The organism is Stenotrophomonas sp. 610A2 (genome assembly GCF_030549615.1).
Classification (GTDB): Bacteria; Pseudomonadota; Gammaproteobacteria; order Xanthomonadales; family Xanthomonadaceae; genus Stenotrophomonas; species Stenotrophomonas pigmentata.
In genome coordinates this window covers 4,553,940-4,568,036 of record NZ_CP130832.1, presented here as the reverse complement: position 1 = coordinate 4,568,036, position 14,097 = coordinate 4,553,940, and the positions used below count along the sequence as shown (strand labels likewise).

10 protein-coding genes are annotated in these 14,097 nt (G+C 64.2%); 3 read left to right on the top strand and 7 right to left on the bottom strand.

Annotated features, from left to right (window positions below; genetic code table 11):
* From Q5Z11_RS20250 to Q5Z11_RS20230, 5 genes are all read right to left on the bottom strand, one after another.
* Entirely contained in the window at positions 1–984 is a 984-nt protein-coding gene (locus Q5Z11_RS20250; RefSeq protein ID WP_303748062.1) for an AAA family ATPase, read from the bottom strand.
* Positions 985–1,000: 16 nt separating this feature from the next.
* The gene (locus Q5Z11_RS20245; RefSeq protein ID WP_293712417.1) at positions 1,001–1,702 is read right to left on the bottom strand and encodes a DUF4159 domain-containing protein; all 702 of its coding nucleotides are present in this window, start codon (positions 1,700–1,702) and stop codon (positions 1,001–1,003) included.
* 263 nt (positions 1,703–1,965) lie between these two features.
* Positions 1,966–3,300 (bottom strand): TldD/PmbA family protein, encoded by a 1,335-nt coding sequence (locus Q5Z11_RS20240; protein WP_303748060.1) that lies wholly within the window; start codon positions 3,298–3,300, stop codon positions 1,966–1,968.
* Positions 3,301–3,321: 21 nt separating this feature from the next.
* A complete protein-coding gene (locus tag Q5Z11_RS20235) occupies positions 3,322–4,956 on the bottom strand; it encodes a TldD/PmbA family protein (RefSeq protein ID WP_303748059.1) in 1,635 nt (544 codons plus the stop codon).
* A gap of 296 nt (positions 4,957–5,252) precedes the next feature.
* Positions 5,253–6,152 (bottom strand): LysR family transcriptional regulator, encoded by a 900-nt coding sequence (locus Q5Z11_RS20230; RefSeq protein WP_303748058.1) that lies wholly within the window; start codon positions 6,150–6,152, stop codon positions 5,253–5,255.
* Between the two features lie 107 nt (positions 6,153–6,259).
* Here Q5Z11_RS20230 and Q5Z11_RS20225 point away from each other — a divergent pair, with 107 nt between their 5' ends.
* The gene (locus tag Q5Z11_RS20225) at positions 6,260–7,033 is read left to right on the top strand and encodes an SDR family oxidoreductase (RefSeq protein ID WP_303748057.1); all 774 of its coding nucleotides are present in this window, start codon (positions 6,260–6,262) and stop codon (positions 7,031–7,033) included.
* Positions 7,034–7,194: 161 nt separating this feature from the next.
* Here the strand turns inward: Q5Z11_RS20225 and Q5Z11_RS20220 are convergent, their stop codons facing one another.
* Positions 7,195–8,835 (bottom strand): TldD/PmbA family protein, encoded by a 1,641-nt coding sequence (locus Q5Z11_RS20220; protein ID WP_303748056.1) that lies wholly within the window; start codon positions 8,833–8,835, stop codon positions 7,195–7,197.
* Between the two features lie 153 nt (positions 8,836–8,988).
* Between Q5Z11_RS20220 and Q5Z11_RS20215 the strand changes: the two genes are divergently transcribed.
* Positions 8,989–9,624: a DUF938 domain-containing protein gene (locus tag Q5Z11_RS20215; RefSeq protein WP_303748055.1), complete on the top strand. Its 636-nt coding sequence runs from the start codon at positions 8,989–8,991 to the stop codon at positions 9,622–9,624.
* Between the two features lie 48 nt (positions 9,625–9,672).
* Positions 9,673–11,574, top strand: coding sequence for a M61 family metallopeptidase (locus Q5Z11_RS20210; RefSeq protein ID WP_303748054.1), 1,902 nt, complete (start codon positions 9,673–9,675; stop codon positions 11,572–11,574).
* 255 nt (positions 11,575–11,829) lie between these two features.
* Here the strand turns inward: Q5Z11_RS20210 and Q5Z11_RS20205 are convergent, their stop codons facing one another.
* Positions 11,830–14,082: a TonB-dependent receptor gene (locus tag Q5Z11_RS20205; protein ID WP_303748053.1), complete on the bottom strand. Its 2,253-nt coding sequence runs from the start codon at positions 14,080–14,082 to the stop codon at positions 11,830–11,832.
* Positions 14,083–14,097: the final 15 nt, after the last annotated feature.

Sequence of the window (14,097 nt, the reverse complement as noted above, 5' to 3'; positions counted from 1 at the left end):
TCAGGCGGGGAACGGCACCGCGCGCAGCAGCGCGGCAATCACATCATCGGCACTCTTGTGCTCGGCCTCGGCAGCGAACGACAGCAGCAGGCGATGACGCATCACTGGCGCGGCCAATGCCTGCACATCCTCGCGGGTGGCGGCGAAGCGACCTTGCAGCAGGGCGCGTGCCTTCGCCGCCAGTACCAGTGACTGGCCGGCGCGCGGGCCGGCACCCCATTTGATCCAGTTGTTCACTTCTGTCGGTGCGCCATCACCGGGGCGACTGGCGCGGACCAGGCGGGTGATCCAGCTGAGCAGATCGGGGCTGATGTGCACATCGCGCACTGCCAGCTGCAGGGCCTTCACCGCATCTGCGTCCATCACCTTGGGCACGGCGCCGCTGTGGCTGCCGGTGGTCTGGGCGAGGATGTCGCGTTCTTCGGTTTCGCTCGGGTAATCGACGCGGACGTGCAGCAAGAAGCGGTCCAGCTGCGCTTCCGGCAGCGGATAGGTGCCGGCCTGCTCGATCGGGTTCTGCGTGGCCAGCACGAAGAACGGCGAGGGCAGGGCGTAGGTCGTACCGGCGTAGCTGACAGTGCGTTCCTGCATCGCTTCCAGCAGCGCGGCCTGGGTCTTGGGCGGGGTGCGATTGAGTTCGTCGGCCAGCAGCAGGTTGGTGAAGATCGGGCCCTGCTGGAAGCGGAACGCGCGCTTGCCGGTGCCATGGTCTTCTTCCAGCAGTTCGGTGCCGAGGATGTCGCTGGGCATCAGGTCCGGGGTGAACTGCACACGCCGGAACTGCAGCTCGAGCGCTTGGCCGAGGGAGCGGACAAGCAGTGTTTTGCCCAGGCCGGGTGCTCCTTCGAGCAGGCAGTGGCCACCGGCCAGCAGGCCGATCAGCAGTTGTTCGACAACCTCGTGCTGGCCGACCACGGCCTGTGCGAGCGCGCTGCGCAGCTCGTTCAAGCGCGGCAGCAAGGAGTCAAGATCGGGGGCGGTCATGCGGTCACCTGTGGGGTCAGTGCGTCAGTGCGTACATCACGATGTTCACGCCGAATTTGGTGTTGTCTTCGGCCAGGAAGCGTTTGTTGCGCCAGTCGTAGTCCCATTCGCAGCCGTAGTCCTTGTTGCTGTAGAGCACGCCCAGCCGGCCATCGATCTCGATGCCCTTGAGGTAGTCGTGGACCAGGTCATCACCCCAGCCGTTGAGTTCGAAGCCGGTGGCCGGTGGGCCCTCGGGGAACTTGAAGAAGCTGTTGTAGATCGCATGGGTGTTGGGCAGTTTCTTCATTGCGTTTGCGCCGAAGATGCTGCGCATCTGTGCTTCGAAGGAGGTGGCGAACAGGCCGTCGATGTCGTGGTTGCAGTCATCGACGAAGACAAAGCCACCGTTGCGCACATAGCGTTCGAAGTTGCGGCGTTCTTCCGGATTGAACTCGACCAGCTTGTGGCCGGCCAGGTAGCAGAACGGTGCGGCCAGCATCTTCGGGTCGGACAGCGCGATAACGTGTTCCTTGGGGTCCACGCGCAGCGTTGTGTAATCGACCAGCGAGGTGATCAGGTTGGACGGCATGCGCGCGTCCACGTCCCAGTCGCCGGAGTCGTAGCGCAGGCGGGTGAACCAGAAGTCGTAGCGGCTGGCCTGCGCCCGCGCGATACCCGGCAAGGCGGCGCTCACCGCGCCGCCCAGCAGCAGGTGAAGGAATTGCGCTCGCGTCAGACGGGGTGAGGACAAAGGCGAAAATCTCAGGATGCTGAAAGCCCCTCTCCCGCGTGCGGGAGAGGGGTTGGGGTGAGGGTGCTCCTAAAGCACGTGGAGCAAGAGCTTCCCCTCATCCGCCCCTTCGGGGCACCTTCTCCCGCAGGCGGGAGAAGGGATGGAGCAAGTGCAACTGCTAAAGCCAAAAGCCAAAAGCCAGAGCCAAAAGCCAGAGCTAAAAGCCAGAGCTAAAAGCCAGAGCTAAAAGCCAGAGCTAAAAGCCCTTACACCGCATCCGACAGCGACGTGAACGTAAAGTCACGCAGCTTCATCGGCGGGATCATCATCACGAAGCTGGACTCGTCACCGGCCACGCGCACCGGCTTGCCCAGCTCGTCGATGTTGTTGAGCATGATCACCGGCGATTCGTTGAAGCGGAAGTTCTTCACCGGATGCTTGATCTGGCCGTTCTCGATGTAGAAGGTGCCGTCACGGGTCAGGCCGGTCAGCAGCACGGTCTGCGGGTCGACCATGCGGATGTACCAGGTGCGGGTGACCAGGATGCCCTTTTCGGTGCCACGCACCAGCTCGGCGATCGACTTGGTGCCGCCGCTCATCAGCAGGTTGCCGGCGCTGGCCTTGGCGGTCTTGCCCTGCTTCTGTGCCCAGTAGCGCGAGTAATCCAGGTTGGCGACCTTGCCGTCCTCGATGATGGCGATGCGCTCGCGCGGCATGCCTTCGCCGTCCCATGGCAGCACCGCTGCATCCGGATGCCACGGATCGGCGAACAGGTTGACCTTGCTGTCGTAGACCTGCTCGCCCAACTTGTTGCCGCCGCCCTTCTTGGACAGGAAGCTGCGGCCTTCATCGGCCGAGCGTGCACTGAAGAAATTCATCATGAAGCTGATCAGGCCAGCGGCGGCCGCCGGCTCCAGGATCACCGTGTACTTGCCCGGCTCCAGTGCCTTGGCTTCGGCCGATTCGGTGGCCTTGCGCTTGGCGATCTCGATGTCCTGGTCGGCCTTGAAGTCGGCGGCGTTGGCGAGGTTGCGGCCCACCCAGCCCGAGCCGCGACCGTCTTCGGTACGCACGGTGCAGGTGTAGTTGAAGTTGGTGGTCTTCTGGTAACCGAAGTTGCCGTTGCTGTTGGCGATGGCAACGAATCCGTTGCCGTCCTCCAGGAAGCCGGCAGCGATCAGGCCGTGGCCACGGCAGGGCGCGATGGAGTCTGCTGCCACCTGTGCGCGGAAGTCCGGGGTGATTGCCGCGGTTGATTCGCTGAAGGTCGGGGTCGAGCGGTACTGCTGTTTGCCGATGGCCGGCATGAATTCCGGATTCTCCGGCGCCAGCTTGGCCAGGTCTTCGGCACGGCGTACCACGCGCTCCAGTGAAGCGTCGTCGAACTCGTTGATCGAGGCGGTGCCAACACGCTTGCCGAAGGCGACCTGCACGGCCAGTTCGGCGTTGCTGACGATGCCGCTGGTGGAGACGTTGTTCAGCGCGAAACGGATGTTGCCGTCGACCGAGCCGGCCAGCGTGGCGGTGCATTCATCGGCCTTGGACAGCGCGATGACCTTGTCCAGGATGGCCTTGGCTTCCTGTTCGGTGAAGATGCTCATGGTTCAGAAGCTCCTTGACGATCAGCCGAGGCTGCGCGCGGTATTGATGACGTTGATGCCGTCGAAACGGGCGGTGGACGAGCCGTGCGACACGGCCGAGACCTGGCCTGGCTGGCCCTTGCCGTCGAAGAACGAACCGCCCAGGCGGTAGTCGCGTTCGTCGGCGATGGCGCTGCAGGCGTTCCAGAATTCCGGGGTGCGGATCTGGTAGGCCACGTCCTCGAGCATGCGGGTGATCTGGCCGTTCTTGATTTCATAGAACAGCTGGCCGCCGAACTGCGCGTTGTAACGCTGCTGGTCGATGGAGAACGAACCGTCACCGATGATGTAGATGCCGTTCTCGACGTTCTTGATCATGTCAGCCACCGACAGCGGGGTCTTGCCCGGCGCCAGCGACACATTGGCCATGCGCTGGAACTGCACGCTGGACCAGGAGTCGGCGTAGCAGCAGCCATCGGACTCGGTCTTGCCGAGGATATGCGCCTGGTCACGGATGGTCTGGTAGTCGACCAGCTTGCCGTCGCTGATCAGCGGCCAGCGCTTGGTCTTCACGCCTTCATCGTCGTAGGCAACGGCGCCCAGTGAGCCCGGCTGCACCTTGTCGGCGAAGATGTTGACCTTGTCGCTGCCGTACTGGAAGCGCTGCTCGCGCTTGTCCAGGGTGGCGAAGCTGGTGCCGGCGTAGTTGGCTTCGTAGCCGAGCACGCGGTCCAGTTCCAGCGGATGGCCGACGGCTTCGTGGATGGTCAGCCAGGTGTGCGACGGGTCCAGGACCAGATCGTACTTGCCCGGCTTGACCGACGGTGCCTTGAGCTTTTCCTGGGTCTGCTTGGCGGCGGCGATGGCGTCTTCGCGCATGTCATAGGACTGGCCGTAGACGGTGACGCCATTGGGCAGCACGGTCTTGCCGGAGGCGTCGCCATCCAGGTATTCGTAGCCCAGGCCCATCGGCGAGGACAGACCGGCGCGGGTGCGGAACTTGCCGCTGGCCTTGTCGATGGCGGTGACCGTCATCGGTGCCCAGATGCGGTGCACGTCCTGGTCGATGTAGGAGCCGTCGGTGGAAGCGAAGTACTTCTGTTCGTTGACCAGGAACAGCATCGAATTGACGAAGCTGGCGCCGGCGCCGATGGCGGCGGCATTCACGCCCAGCAGCAGATCGGCCTTGTCCTTGATCGGCACTTCCATCGCGTTCTTCTTGATCGGCGTGCGCCAGCTGACCTCGCCGTAACCCGGTGCCTTGGCGAACTGCACCGGCGCGGTCTGCACCTTGGCATTGGCCTTGGCAATGGCGGCGGCCTGCTGCGCGGCCTTGACCACACCGGCCGGGCTGAGGTCATTGGTGGCGGCAAAGCCCCAGGCACCATTGACGATGACGCGGATGCCGGTACCGGTGGACTCGGTATTCACCACGTTCTGGACCTTGTCCTCGCGGGTGATCACGAACTGGCGCAGGTAGCGGCCAATGCGCACATCGCAGTAAGTGGCGCCGGCGGCGCGTGCGGCATTGAGCGCGTCGTCGGCCAGGCGCTTCTTCAGGGCCGGATCGAGCACTGTCAGCAGTTGTTCGGCGGCGATGGCCTTGCCAAACAGGGACGGCACCATCAGGCCGCCAGCGGTAAGCCCGGTCAGGGCTAGGAAGTCACGTCTCTGCAAGGCTGCTCTCCACGGGGCAAGGCCCGCAAGGCGGGCGCTACGGCAACAAACGACGGTGGCTTCGCGGTGTTCTGCGAACTGTTCGATTCTTGCGGGCAGGTGTTTGCAGCGGTAGTGACTTTAGGCATGGAAGAGCCAACATTTTTGTGACTTTCTGCGAAGGGCGACCCCTCCCCAGCCCTCCCCTTCGCTGCGCGAAAGGGAGGGAGTGCGCCCCCTCCCTTTGGCCATAGGCCAAGGGGAGGGCTGGGGAGGTGTACGCTTTTGATTTGCCTGCGAGCAGGCAAACCATCCAATCATCCAACCACCTCCAGCAACACCTGCTGCAACCAATCCACGAACACCCGCAGCCGTTGCGAAGGATGGCGGCGGTGCGGAAACAGCAGATGCATCGGCATTGGATCTGCGCGATACGCGGGCATCACTTCCAGCAGGCTGCCAACCGCCAGCTCGGCACGTACGTCATAGACGGGAATCTGGATCAGCCCCAAGCCTGCAACACAGCAGGCGATATAGGCCTCGGCACTGTTGACGGTGACACGTCCCGCAAGTGGCTGGCTGCGCAGTACGCCGTTCTCACGCCATTCCCAGGCCTCGACCCGGCCGTTGCCGGGCGAGGCATACAGCACGCCCCAGTGCGCAACCAACTGCGAAGGATGCGTGGGAAGTCCATGCCGCTCCACATACGCAGGGCTGGCCACGTTGATCAGCGGCAGCTGGCCCATGCTGCGCGCCACCAGTCGCGAGTCCTGCAATGGACCTACCCGCAACGCGCAATCCACGCCGTCCTCGATCAGGTCGACGCTGCGGTCGGTCATGCCAAGCTCAATATCGATCTGTGGATAGGCCTGCAGGAAGCCAGGCAACGCCGGAGCAATGATCAGGCGACCGATGCGCCCGGGCACATCTACCTTGATCCGCCCACTCAGTGCCTGCGGTGATTGCCGGAACAACTGCTCTGCTTCGTCCACGTCGGCGATCAACTGCTGGCAGCGGGCATGGAACAGCATTCCATCCTGCGTGGGCGTTACCTGGCGGGTGGTGCGGTGGAGCAACCGCGTGCCCAACCGCTGTTCCAGCGTGCGTACCGCTTCGGACACGGTGGAGCGCGGCAGGTTGAGCTGATCGGCGGCGCGGGTGAAGCCGGCGCAGTCCACCACCCGCACGAACACGCGGTAGAGCTCGATACGATCCATGGCGATTGTCCGGATAGGCCGACAAGTGAAGTCAGAATGACCGGCTTTATCCGGAAAACCAAGTCGATAGGCTCTGTTGGCATTCCCCCAAGCCACAGGAGTTCGCCATGACCGACCATCGCATCCACGGCAAGACCGTCCTCATTGCCGGCGGCGGCAAGAACCTTGGCGGCCTGTTGGCCCGCGACTTCGCCCGCCAAGGCGCCAGCGGCGTCGCCATCCACTACAACAGTGAGGCCGCGCGTGCAGAGGCCGAGGCCACCGCCGCAGCGGTGCGCGCAGCCGGCGCCAATGCACATCTGTTCCAGGCCGACCTGACCTCGGCTGCGGCGATGGAGCAGCTGTTCAGTGATGCCAAGCAGGCCTTGGGCAGCATCGACATTGCCATCAACACGGTAGGCAAGGTTCTGAAGAAGCCAATGACGCAGATAAGCGAGGCCGAGTTCGACGCCATGGATGCGGTGAACAACAAGACCGCATTCTTCTTCCTGAAAGAAGCCGGTCGCCACCTCGCCGACAACGGCAAGGTGTGCACGCTGGTGACGTCCTTGCTGGGCGCATTCACACCGTTCTATTCCAGCTATGCGGGTACCAAGGCACCGGTGGAGCACTACACGCGTGCGGCGGCCAAGGAATTTGGCGAACGTGGGATTTCAGTGACCGCGATTGGCCCGGGGCCGATGGATACCTCGTTCTTCTATCCGGCCGAGGGTGCGGATGCGGTGGCCTACCACAAGACCGCGGCGGCGCTGTCGCCGTTCTCCAGGACCGGGCTGACCGACATCGAGGACATCGTGCCGTGGGTGCGCTTCCTGGTGTCGGAGGGCTGGTGGATGACCGGGCAGACGATCCTGGTCAATGGTGGGTATACGACGCGCTGAAAGCTTCCCCTCATCCGCCCCTTCGGGGCACCTTCTCCCGTAGACGGGAGAAGGGTGTCTACGGCTAGGCCTGCGATCTGCGAGTCCACGGCCAAGCCTGCGACCTGATAGCCCCTCTCCCGCTTGCGGGAGAGGGGTTGGGGTGAGGGCAGCTCTACACCTTACCCCAACGACCGCGCCGTATTGATGATGTTCACCCCATCAAAGCGCGTGGTCGCCGAACCATGCGATACCGCCGACACCTGCCCCGGCTGGCCCTTGCCGTCAAAGAACGAACCGCCCATACGGAAATCGCGCTCATCGCAGATCGCGCTGCAGGCATTCCAGAACTCCGGCGTGCGGATCTGGTAGGCCGCATCCTCGACCATGCCGGCAATCTCGCCGTTCTTGATCTGGTAGCAGAGCTGCCCACCGAACTGCGCGTTGTAGCGCTGCTGGTCGATGGAGTACGAACCACGGCCGTGGATGTAGATGCCGTTCTCCACGTTCTTGATCATCTGCGCCGGGGTCAACGGCGTCTTGCCCGGTGCCAGCGACACATTGGCCATGCGCTGGAACTGCACGCTCTTCCACGAGTCGGCATAGCTGCAGCCGTGCGAGGCGTTCTCACCAAGGATATGCACCTCGTCGCGGGTGGCCTGGTAATTGACCAGGATGCCGTCCTTGACCAGATCCCACTGCTTGGTCTTCACCCCTTCATCGTCATAGCCCACCGCACCGAGGCTGTAAGGCACGGTCTTGTCGGCGGTGAAGTTGACTATGTCGCTGCCCCAGCGGAAGCCCGCTTCGCGCTTGTCCAGCGTGGCGAAGCTGGTGCCGGCGTAGTTGGCTTCGTAGCCAAGCACACGGTCCAGCTCCAAAGGATGGCCAACGTTCTCGTGGATGGTCAGGAACAGGTTGGATGGATCCAGTACCAGATCGTACTTGCCAGGCTTCACCGACGGCGCAGTGAGCTTGGCACGCGCCTGTTTGGCGGCGGCGATGGCATCTTCGACCGGGTCATAGGAATGGCCGTAGGCCACCACGCCACCCGGCAGCTGATGCTTGTCGGCGGCGTTGCCTTCGAGGAACTCCCAGCCCATGCCTGCAGGCGCCGACAGCCCGGCGCGGGTGCGGAACTTGCCGCTGGCCTTGCCGCTGGCCTTGTCGATGGCGGTGGCGGTGAATGGCAGCCAGATGCGGTGTACATCCTGGTCGATCCACGAACCATCGCTGGAGGCGAAGTACTTCTGCTCGTTGACCAGGAACAGCTGCGAGTTGATGAAGTTGGCGCCGGCATTGATCGCCGCTGCATTGATCGACAGCAGCAGATCCACCTTGTCCTTGACCGGTACCGCCATCGCGTTCTGGCGGATCGGCGTCTTCCACTGCACCTCGCCCACGCCCGGGGTGGGTGCCAGCTGCACCGGCTTGGTCTGGATCTTCGCGTTGGCGCGGGCAATGGCAATCGCCTGTGCCACCGCGGCCGCTACGCCCTGCGCCGTGGACTGGTTGCTGGCGGCAAAGCCCCAGGCACCATTGACGATCACGCGGATGCCGACGCCGGCCGACTCGCTGTTGGTGACGTTCTGTACCTTGTCTTCGCGGGTGACGATGGCCTGGTTGAGGTAGCGACCGATGCGCACGTCGCAGTAACTGGCACCGCCCTGCTTGGCCAGCGCCAGCACGGTGTCGGCCAGCAGCTTCTTCTTGGCCACATCGGCCGGGGCCAATAATTCTTCGGCGGCAATCAGTTGCGCATTGGGCAGCATGAAGCCGGCGAGGCCGAGGCCGGAGAGCGAAAGAAACTGGCGGCGTTGCATGAGGGGCGGAACTCCAGAGCCAGCGATGCTGCGCATCGCACAAGACCCTTGAATCTCGGTGGCGCGGGGGTTCACGCACAAGTGACCATGGTCATGCATGGCGCCAAACAGGCACTGCGGCACAATCTGCTTCGTATCCCGAGGCCCAGAACGATGAGCAGCAAGCCGTACTCCGAATCCTGCGAGCGCAACAGCGCGCCCATCCTGCAGGTACTGCAGCAGCATCTGGGTCAGGCCCACACGGTCCTGGAGATCGGCAGCGGCACCGGCCAGCACGCCGTGCATTTCGCTGCCGCGATGCCGTGGCTGCGCTGGCAGGCCAGTGATCACCGCGACTACCTGCCCGGGATACGCCAGTGGCTGGACGAGGCGGCACTGCCGAACACGCCCGCGCCGCTGGAACTGCAGGCAGTGGTTGGCGCGGGCCTGCAGCCCTCGCCACCGCTGCCGCTGCATGACGGCGTGGCTGGCTTCGACGCCGTGTTCAGCGCCAACACCCTGCACATCATGGGCTGGGAGGAAGTGCAGGCGCTGTTCGCCGGGTTGCCGGCGCTGATGGCGCCCGATGCGTTGTTCATCGCCTATGGCCCGTTCAACTACAACGGCGCCTTCACCAGCGACAGCAACCGCAACTTCGATGGCTGGCTGAAGGCGCGCGATCCGCGCTCGGGCATCCGTGATTTCGAGGTGGTCGATGCCCTGGCACGCGCGCAGCAGCTGGAGCTGCAAGAGGACGCGGCGATGCCGGCCAACAACCGTTGCCTGGTCTGGCGACGGATGCCCGTTTGAAGCCGGGCGGGCTAGGATGAGAAGACTTCAGGCAAGGGGCGGGGCGTGATGCAGGGACGGAAGTGGTTGGTGGCGATGGTGCTGGGCTTTGCTCCGCTGGCGTGCTTGCAGGCGCAGCCGCCGGATGCACGGGCAGCGGCGATGCTGGTGCAGGCAAGCTATCCAGGCGTCATCGAGCTGGAGGTGGATGCCAGCGACGTTCAGCGGCGCATCCAGCGAGTCCATCAGCGCATTCCGGTGTCGGCCGGTGAGCTGACGCTCTGGTATCCGCAGTGGATACCCGGCAACCATGCGCCTACCGGCCCGATCAACCAGATCGCTGGGCTGCTAATCCGCGGCAACGGCCAGACGCTGCAGTGGACGCGCGACTCCGGCGACATGTATGCCTTCCAGCTGCAGGTGCCCGAGGGCGTCAGCACGCTCGATATCGAATTCCAGTACCTGTCACCGACGGCCAGCGACCAGGGCCGGGTGGCGATGACACCGAACATGCTCGACCTGCAATGGCATCGCGTGCTGTTGTACCCGGCCGGCTATGACGCACGCGGTATCCAGGTAAAGCCGAGCCTGCGCTTGCCCGACGGCTGGCAAAGCGGCACCGCGCTCGATGTGGCCCATCGCAGCGGCGGCAGCGAGCAGTACGCGCCGGTGTCGCTGATGACCTTGATTGATTCGCCGGTATTCGCTGGCCAGTATTTCAAGCGCTTCGCGCTGGATGAGGCATCCAAACAGCCGGTGTGGCTGGACGTGGTTGGCGAGAACCCGCAGGGCCTGCAGGCTGATGCCAAGGTGCTGGATGCGCACCGCGCGCTGGTACGCGAGGCCGATGCGGTGTTCGGTTCACGCCCTTACACCCGCTACAACTTCCTGCTGGCGGTATCGGATGTGTTCAGCGGCATCGGCCTTGAGCATGCGCAGAGCAGCGAGAACGGCATGCACGACGGCTACCTGCGCGGCGAGCGCCCCTTCCTCGACAACGACCTGCTGCCGCACGAGTACGCGCACGCATGGGTAGGCAAGGCCTGGCGCCCGCGCCCAACCTGGGTGCCGCATTACAACGCGCCGATGCACAACGACGAGTTGTGGATGTACGAAGGCCAGACCCAGTACTGGGCGGTAGTGTTGGCTGCGCGCTCAGGGCTGTGGAAGCCGGACTACGCGATGGCGATGCTGGCCCAGCTGCAGGCCAACTACGCAACCCAGCCGGGCCGGCAATGGCGCGACCTGCACGACACCGTGCACCAGGGCATCCTCGATTTCAATTCCAAGCCGCAGGCCTGGGCCGACTGGCAGCGTGCGTTCGAGTTCTACAACGAGAGCACGCTGTTGTGGCTGGGGGTGGATGCGCGCCTGCGCAGCCTTTCCAAAGGCAAGGTCACGCTGGACGATTTCGCCAAGCGCTTCCACCAGGGCGGCAAGCAGGGCGAGATCCGCCTGTATGACCGCGCCGATGTGATGCAGGGCCTGGAAGCCGTGCAGCCCGGCAACTGGGATGCCTTCATCGGTAGCCGTCTGGATGCGCGCGATGGCAAGGCGCCGGATGGTTTGGCGGCGGCAGGTTGGGAGCTGTACTTCGATGACCAGCCGAATCTTGTGGTTGCGGATGGCGAGGCCGATGGCGCTACCGATCTGCAGTATTCCTTGGGTTTGAAGATCGGCAGCGATGGCGTGCTGCAGGCGGTTGGTTGGGACAGCCCGGCCTTCAAGGCAGGTTTGGCCAAGGATGTGACGGTTATTGCGGTGAATGGTTTGGCTTACAGCGGCGGGCGGATCAAGCAGGCGCTGATTGATGGCAAGCAGAGTGGCACGCCGATCGAGTTGATCGTGCGGCAGGCGGACAGCTTCCGCACCGTGCGTATCGATTACCGCGAAGGGCTGCGCTATCCGCATCTGCGGCGGATTGCGGGGACGGCGGACCTGTTGACGCGGATTTTGGCGGCAAAGCGGTAAGTCAGCCCAAGCGGAGCTTGAATGTCCCTTCTCCCGCGCGCGGGGTTAAGAACAGGCGCTTACGAGCCAAAGGCTCGTGACTGTTCGTACGCCCCGCGTGCTACGCGGGGCCGGGGCGCGGAGCGAGGTGCCCCGAAGGGGCGGATGAGGGGAGCTTTTAAAGCAACGGGTCTGCTTGCTAGAAGCTTCCCCTCACCCCAACCCCTCTCCCGTAAACGGGAGAGGGGCTACCAGCGTCCCTGGTGCTCGTAGGCCTCAGTATTCGATCCGATACCCAACTCCAAACGTACGCCCTTGCGCCGGCACGCTGGAAATCTTGCCGTAGGTCGCTTCCGCCTGTTGGCCATACACCGTCTTGTACTCACGGTCCGCCAGGTTGTAGACCCCAACACTGAAGCGCCCACCAGCCAGCGGCAGCTCCCCAATCAGATCAAACACCGCATAGCCACGGATTTTCGCCGCCGGCGTCGCACGGATGCTTGGGCTGGCCGAGGCCAGCTGCGCATCACGCCACGCATCATCAGTGCCACCGACGGCCTGGCCCTGCAGGCGCAGCAGACTATCGTTGGCAAAGCGCCACTGACCATGCACGCCTGCCTTCAACGGCGATACGCGGAACGCGTTGAGCTCACGCCATTGGCCGGCGGCATCACGGTACTGACCGCGGGTGCTGGCCACGCTGGCACCCAGTTCCAGCTGCGCGGTAGGCGTATAGCGCAGGTTGGCCTCCACGCCGTAGACGCGCTCGTCGGTATCGGCTACCGACACGCTGTAGTTGCGGTTGAACTGCACGGTCTTGTCCGAGCGGTTGTAGAACGCGGTCACTGCGCTCTGCAGCTGCGTGTTGTTCAAGCGCCAGCCCAATTCGTAGTTGTCGACCTTGATCGGACCGATGTTGCGGCTGTCGATGACGAAGTTGGCCGGTACGTCGCGCAGCATGCGCTGCGTATCGGGAAGGCTGAAACCCTGCGAGAAGTTGGCGAACAACTGCTGCGCATCGCTGAACTTGTAGACCACGCCGGCATTGAACAGCGTCTGCGAATGGCGCACGCGGCCACCGGCCAGCAGCTGCGGCTGATAGCCGGCCACAGCGTCGGCAGTGATTGCCTCGGTGTAGGGCAGCGAATCGGCCACATTGTTGCGCAGGATCTGGTGGCGCACGCCGGCCTGCACGCTGAAACGTTCGCTCAGCGCGTGATCGGCCTGCAGGAACAGGCCGGTGGTGTCCACGCGCACATCCGGGCCCATCGCGTATTGCGCGGTCGGCACGTAGTTCAGGCCGTTGCTGGCGATGAAGCGGTTGATGTCGTACATCTGCCCGCGCTGGCTGTCCTCTTCGCGCTCATGGTCCACGCCATAGGACAGCTGCAGGCTGCGCCCGCCGATATCGAAACTCTTGTGCAGGGCGCTGCGCAGGCCCCAGACGTCAATGTCGGTATTGGACTGCATGGCCACATAGGCATAGCCGCCCGGCAGCGCCGGATGCACCAGCGTCGATACCGACGGGAACCAGCGGCCCTGCTCATTGCGGTAATAGGCTTCCACGCTCAGCTCCTGGCCGCCGAACACATCGCGGTTGCGGTACTGCGCATTGATGCCCTGGTGGCGGGTGCGTGGCTGTGCGTTCAACTGCAGGCCATCGACGGCGTTGTGGCTGGGCTGGAAAGCGGGGTTGAACAGTACGGCCAGGCGCGGGCCGTAATCCGGGCCGTAGTCGCTGTCCTGCTGGTCGTCATACCAACGCAGGCCTACGCTGAGCTGCTGGGCCGGGGTAAGCGCCCACTCCAGGCGCGCGTTGAGTTCCTTGGTCTCGGTGTCCTGACGGTCGGTCTGGGCGATCTCCGGACCGATACGGCGGCCATGCGCATCCAGCGATGCGCCCTGGCGGCCGTAGGCGATACCGAAGGCACCGCTGAAGCTGTCACCGCGCACGGTCATGGTCTGCGCGGCATTCCAGGCCAGGTTGTCGCTGGATACATCCGAAGGCGTGCGCAGGCCGAGCTGGCTGGCCAGCTGCACCGGCGCATCGCCCGGCTGCAGGGTGATGATGTTGATGATGCCGCCGCTGGCACCGGCGCCGTACAACGCGGTGGCACCGGAGATCACCTCGATGCGCTCGATCATCGTCGGCGAGATGCTGTTGAGCTGGCGCGAGCCATCGCGTGCGCCGGTCAGCGGCACGCCATCGATCATCACCTGCACGCTGCGGCCACGCATGGTCATGCCGTAGTTGCTGGTGGTGCCACTGGCCGGTGCCAGTGACGGCACCAGCTGGCCGAGTATGTCGGCGGTGCTGCGGCCGGCAGCGGTCTGCTGGGCGATCTGCTCGCGCTCGATGGCGTACACGGTGCCGGCGATCTCGGCCACGCTGCGCGCACCGCGCACGGCGGTGACGCTGACTGCATCCAGCTGGCGGGTGCCGCTGGTGGTGTTGGCCTGTGCTGCCAGCTGGCCACTGATGGCCAGGCTCAGCAGGGCGAGCGGAAGCGTTGCTGCGGTATGCCGCATGGTGTCCTCGGAACG

Coding starts and splice junctions, on each gene's coding strand:
- Q5Z11_RS20250 (WP_303748062.1), bottom strand. CDS start 984: ATGACCGCCCCCGATCTTGACTCCTTGCTGCCGCGCTTGAACGAGCTG.
- Q5Z11_RS20230 (WP_303748058.1), bottom strand. CDS start 6,152: ATGGATCGTATCGAGCTCTACCGCGTGTTCGTGCGGGTGGTGGACTGC.
- Q5Z11_RS20215 (WP_303748055.1), top strand. CDS start 8,989: ATGAGCAGCAAGCCGTACTCCGAATCCTGCGAGCGCAACAGCGCGCCC.
- Q5Z11_RS20225 (WP_303748057.1), top strand. CDS start 6,260: ATGACCGACCATCGCATCCACGGCAAGACCGTCCTCATTGCCGGCGGC.
- Q5Z11_RS20240 (WP_303748060.1), bottom strand. CDS start 3,300: ATGAGCATCTTCACCGAACAGGAAGCCAAGGCCATCCTGGACAAGGTC.
- Q5Z11_RS20205 (WP_303748053.1), bottom strand. CDS start 14,082: ATGCGGCATACCGCAGCAACGCTTCCGCTCGCCCTGCTGAGCCTGGCC.
- Q5Z11_RS20220 (WP_303748056.1), bottom strand. CDS start 8,835: ATGCAACGCCGCCAGTTTCTTTCGCTCTCCGGCCTCGGCCTCGCCGGC.
- Q5Z11_RS20210 (WP_303748054.1), top strand. CDS start 9,673: ATGCAGGGACGGAAGTGGTTGGTGGCGATGGTGCTGGGCTTTGCTCCG.